This window comes from Gilliamella sp. G0441 (genome assembly GCF_050589305.1).
Taxonomy (GTDB): domain Bacteria; phylum Pseudomonadota; class Gammaproteobacteria; order Enterobacterales; family Orbaceae; genus Gilliamella.
The window spans coordinates 216865-222864 of sequence record NZ_JBNRJF010000004.1 but is presented as its reverse complement, the minus strand read 5'-3'; the positions used below and the strand labels follow the sequence as shown (position 1 = coordinate 222864).

Sequence of the window (6000 nt, the reverse complement as noted above, 5' to 3'; positions counted from 1 at the left end):
AGTCAATTTACAATTTGGGTTTTTTGGCTCATTCCTTCTGTAATAATCCGTCAAACTAGCTAAATTTTGCGGAATTTTATAAAATTGACTAGATAATTTAGCCGTATGACATTCATAACTTAATTGCAATAACGCAATCGCAACCGCTGTTTCGGGCGTAATGCCCCAATATTTTTCAAGAACAATACCAAAATTACTAGCCAAATCTTCATAGTAACTATCGATTTCATTAGCAAATTTAATAGCCAAATCCATATGTTTTACATCCGTCATTGCTAAGGCTATGGCGGCGAATGTCCCGGCGACTGAACTTTCATTTTGTATTTCAAAACTTTTATGATCTTGATACATGGTTAAGTCAACAAACGCTCTTATTTTATCATGTAAACTTTCGTACATCACTGCTTTGCGGAAAAAGGCATGTGAACCACAGACTATACCTCCTATCGCTAGCCCTAGTTCTGATTCTTCAATGTCTTTAAGGTATTCAAAGTCTTCAACATATTTAGCAAATTCAGAATAGTATTTAGGCTTGGCAACAAAATAAATATGAAGCCAATGCCCATGAAATATTTCTGAATAACCTTTTGCCATTATTCCATTTAAATAATCAAGCGCATCGGAATATGCCTGTTCACTTTCTTGTTTAAAGCGTAAGTAAATTTCACCGCCCGTTGGCATGGCTCTGGCGATAATAGTATCAGTTTCACAAAAAACATCATTTTCAGTAAAAGTATTATAAAAACGTTCGGTTGCTGATTGATAGCGTGAATCGTCTTTTTTTTCTGACTTGCTATCAATAATGCCCAGCTTATCCCACGCTTGTTTTTGTATAATTGCTGGTTCATATCCTTTATCAACTAAGCATTCAACACCGTTATAAGCATATTTATAACTAAAATTTTCCCATTCAAACTGTAAATAAACTAACCACCATTTGTTATAATCAAAATCTTTGTATTTCCTTAACAGAGAACGTCCTTCCGATTCAGCCTCTTTCTCACATGAATAAAGATATTTTTTTAATAATGCTAAAATTCTATCGGTATCATAATTATCAATAATGCCATTATAGGCAAAATATTCCTCAACCGTGTCAGTTAGCAAATCTGCATAATATTCATCTGATTGCTCGAGATATTTTAGGTCTCTTTCAAGCTCAAATACCTTTGTTTGTCGGTAGGTTTGCTCTAGTGGTATTTCAATAAGAATATTATCTGTTTGGAAAAGGGCAATTTTGAAATATTTATTAGTCATATCACCAAAAAAACCATCATCCAGCATTTTCTGGAGTTTTTCGGTAAGTAATGGAACAAAATATTGATTATTTATCTCAACGCCATAACTAGTCCCATCATATTCTAGCTCATTTAGACTTTCTGAATAATAGCGTTTGGAATTTCGTTCATTGAATAAAGCATATATTTCCAGCGTTTTATAATCAAAGGTGATATTAAAGCCACAAACATTTTCAGGAAATTTGGTAGTTTCAAAAATACTCTGTAATGCGTTAACTATTTTATCCACCATTTGTATTGGATAATCGGTTAGATATTGTTCAGCCAGTTGATGGATTGATTCGGAATGAGTCTGATAACGGTCATAAATATATTTCATCACACCTTGTGCAAAGATTTCTTGGAAAAGAATTTCTGGATCTCTGATTCTCAAAAGATAAGGAATGCAATCAAAGTGAATAGGTGATATTTTCTTCATAAATTTTGAAAATATCATTTGAAGCATATCTTTGATGAAAATTTGAAATTCATTATTGCTGGGGCTTAATGCTTTTAATTGTTCAAATGTCGCTTCAATATCGAACTGCACACCTTGCTTTATATAACTTCGTAACAATATTTTTAAATTATCAAATTCTTGTTCTTGTGGTGTTTTGGTTAAAGTCTCTTTTTTAATTGGTGTATTACTTTGTTTTGGTGGTTGTTTAACTGGAACAACTTCTTTAGGCGGAACCTTACGTAACTCTTCAAAATCAAATGCTACAAGATCCCTCCACGGTTTTTTTTCACCATCATCAATCACATCTTTGGGTGGAATGGGTTTTGGGTGGTATTTCGGTTTTGGGGCGTCGGCCATTTTGATGATTGTTTTTTCTGTGCAGGTTGATTGTTCAAGCGTTGGTGGGATCGCTTTTTCCTCATAGCCCTTTTTGATTTTCGATTTGATCAGTTTGTTGGCTTCTTTTTCCGCATCGTAAGGCGAAGAAAACGTTTTAACTTGTGTTTGTCCTTTTGTCCCTATCTTACCAAATACGATTGTTAGGGATTCGTCTTGTTGGGTGATATACCAAAATTTGTTTGATTGTAAATCGCTATATTCTAGATACTTTTTCATTGTGTTATGTTTTCCTTATACTTATCTTTTTTATATTTATCAGAATAATTTGAATTTATCCTGTTTATTGGGGCATAAGCCCCAATTAGTAAGCCTTTTTATTAATTATAATTTGGCTAACTTTTCCTGCCAGTATTCTTGATATTGTGGCAGGCGTTTTTGTGCTGTTTGGTATACCTGTTTTAGTTCAGTAGTATCGAGTTTTCTTTGCAGTTTCTCCATGGCATAATCTTGTTTTTTCTGCATCATGTATGCCCTAAAAAGTAGTGAGGCATCATAGACTTCACCCATATCCGGCGTAATTTTTTCAAGCTGTTTGATTGCCCGATAATTATTATCATTATAAATTCCGGCGACTAAAGCTTCATCCAAATACATTATACCAGGCTTGGATTTATCAATGTTTGGGCTTCCTTTGGGACTATCGAAGTAATAATATTGTTTTCGCAGTGCGAATAATTTCTCTTTATCCGGCGCTTGTTTGTTCATTGCAACAGCAATCTTTGCAAAATCCATTACTCCATAAATTAGCTGAGCTTGGTTTTTACCATAAATTCCCATACCCACTTGATAGGGAGCGCCACTGAAATCAATCACGATTTTTTTTCCAAAGCAATACGCCTGTTCTGCACCCCAAATAATAGTAGAGTCGGGATTTATTTTATTCTGCACTTTATAAAATTGGATAATAGCGTCGAAAATGTAGGGATTCGTTATCGTTAATGGTGCAAAAATAATTGCTCTCCATGGGGAATCATACGTTTCCAATTCACCAACATCAAACCCGCGTTTTTTAGCTTGTAATGGTGTAATGATACAAGTTGGATTTTCGATAAAATCTTGCTCATTTATAATTAACGGTTCGGAATCGCTTTTTGGTTTAGGTGAGATATTATAAATAATTCGCTGACCGCTAGCTTCTCCTTCCTCCTTAAGAGCGTCTAAAACTAAATTATGAAAATCAGCATAAATTTCTTTTGCCAAAGGATCAGTCGCATCACTAAACAACTCTTTTAGTTTTTTTAAGCTATATTTTTCGTTACCAAAAAGGCTCGAAGCGAGAGTAATAATTTTACGACTTTTATGAGGGATATCATCACTATTAAAATAATCAGTCAGCGCCGCAAGATTTTGCGGTATTTTATAAAATTGACTGGATAAATTAGGTTGTTCTTGATAGCTCAATTGCAATAATGCAATCGCAACCGCTGTTTCTGGAGTAATCCCCCAGTGTCTTTGCAATATTTTGCCAAAATAACTTGCCAAAAATTCGTGTTCATCATCGGTCTCAAGTGCAAATTTTATTGCCATATCCATATGTTTTACATCCGTCATTGCCAAAGCAATGGCAGCGAATGTACCTGCGACAGAATTATCTTCATCTTGGAGATCTAAACAATGGTGAAATTTCTCCATTGTTAATTCAATAAACTCTCGTATTTTATCATGTAAACTTTCGTACATGGCTGCTTTTCGGAAAAAAGCATGAGAGTCACTGGCTAATGCTGGGTATTCTTCAATAATATTGTTAAATGCACTGTAGAATTGAGGTTTTGCGACGAAATAAATTCTTAGCCAATAACCCTCAAATATTTTTGAATAGCCTTTTGCCATTAAGCTATTTAAATAATCAAGTGCCTCTGAATATGCTTGTTCACTTTCTGACTTAAAGCGTAAATAGATATTACCATCAGGCATGGCTCGAGCGATAATAGCATCCGTTTCACAAAAAATATCTTGTTCTATCAACGATTCATAATCATACATTATTTCAGATTGATTAGCATAATTATAATAATTATATCCATCGGTGATGAATTTTTTTTCCCATGCTCTTTTTTGATAAATTGCTGGAAGGTATCCTCGTTGAACCAGCTCATTAATTTCCATTATAGCATGATCATATCGACAATTTTCCCACAAATATTGAGCTGAAATGAGTTTGAGCTCGTTAGCAAAATCTGTTTGAGAGTATCCATAAGTCGGTATTAAAGACCACGTATGGTGTTCTATACCTTCATCGCCTGAATAAAGATATTTTTTTAATAACGCTAGAATCCTATCGGTAAAAGATTTTTGAATAAGGCAGGAAGTATCTAAATATTTTCTCAATAATATAGACAATAGCGTCACATCATACAGATCGGATTTTTCGAGTTGTTGAAGATATTCATCTATTTTTTCTAACTGCTCTTTGAGATAACTTTCGTTAATGCGTTTTTCAATTAATGGCTCTATTTCGCCTATAAATGTAATTTTAAAATAATTTGTCGCTAATCCATCAAAAAAACCTTCATTAAGCATAGTTTCAAGTTTATGTTTAAGTATAGGGGTTAAATATTTTATAATTAACTTCGACTCATGGTTTTGTGTATCTAAGCTGAATTGAGCATAGCAAGTTGGATCGTTCTTATGAACTAAATTATAAATACCACTATCCCTGATACTGAAATTTTCTATTTTTATACCGAAGCCATAGCTTTTTTTAGAAAGTTTATAAGGGGGGATATTACCTTTTCCTCCCGAACGGATGCAATTCACTATTTCTTTCAAAAAGTGAATTATTTGAGCGGAAATATTTTCACATAATCCTTTAAAATACTCTTCAATCAACATATTTATCATGTTCAAATCGCTTGGATTATGAGAGAAAAGATATTTCAGAACTCCTTGCGCATTTTTTCCTTTTACCATAATATTTGCTTCCTTAAGTGGTAAAAGATAAGCTAATAGCTGTAAATGGATTGGGCAAACCCGCCAAATAGAATCAGAATCAGAAAATATCATTTCAAGAAATTCTTTAATTAAATTTTGAAATTCTTTTTCCGACGAACTTAACGCTTTAAGCCTGTCTAAAGTAGCAACGACTTCGAATTGATAACCAAAGCGATTACCTTCTTCTATATGTATTTGTACTTTATTTTTTAGATTTTTAAACTCATTAATATTTCGACTATTAGTTGAATTAGACGTATTGCTAATGTTTGTTTTACGTAACTCTTCAAAATCAAATGGATTCGGTTCACCTTCATCAGCCCATTCATCGAGGTCAAACCATGGTTTTTCTTTACCATCATCAATCACATCATTGGGTGGAATCGGTTTTGGGTGGTATTTCGGTTTTGGGGCATCGGGCATTTTGATAATTTGACTCAATCGGGAAATCGCTGGCAATAGCGTTGCTGGTATGGTTTTTTCTTGATAGCCCTTTTTAATTTTTGATTTTATTATTTTTATTGCTTCTTTTTCTGCTTCCTCCTGCGAAGCAAAGGTCTTGGTATGCTTTTGTCCTTCGGTTCCAATTTCACCATAAAGCACTGTGTAAAGATTGTCTTTTTGATCGATATACCAAAATTTATTATTTATTTCATCTAAACACTCATAATAGTGTTGCATTCCTAAACCTCATATTTTCTTATGTTTATTATTTATTTCTAAAATATAGCCTAAACAGATAATTTATTTTATGTAAAAACGTGTAATAATAAACAAAAAGCAGAATAATGTAAATTTAATAATTATTTGATCTAATTTAATTTATTCATTTGTGTTAGGTATTTTATCTTAGTGTGCAACGATATGTTTTTTATAAAATTAATGATCATTTAAACGAAAATAAATGACTAAGAAAATGGATTCAATCTATTG

General features: G+C 33.0%; 2 protein-coding genes. Both read right to left on the bottom strand.

The window, feature by feature from the left end; all coding sequences use genetic code 11:
- On the bottom strand, positions 1-2352 hold a 2352-nt coding region (locus tag ACKJXD_RS05705), incomplete at its 3' end, for a DUF6138 family protein (RefSeq protein ID WP_430875780.1).
- Between the two features lie 105 nt (positions 2353-2457).
- The gene (locus tag ACKJXD_RS05700) at positions 2458-5748 is read right to left on the bottom strand and encodes a DUF6138 family protein (RefSeq protein ID WP_430875779.1); all 3291 of its coding nucleotides are present in this window, start codon (positions 5746-5748) and stop codon (positions 2458-2460) included.
- Between the last annotated feature and the right edge of the window lie 252 nt (positions 5749-6000).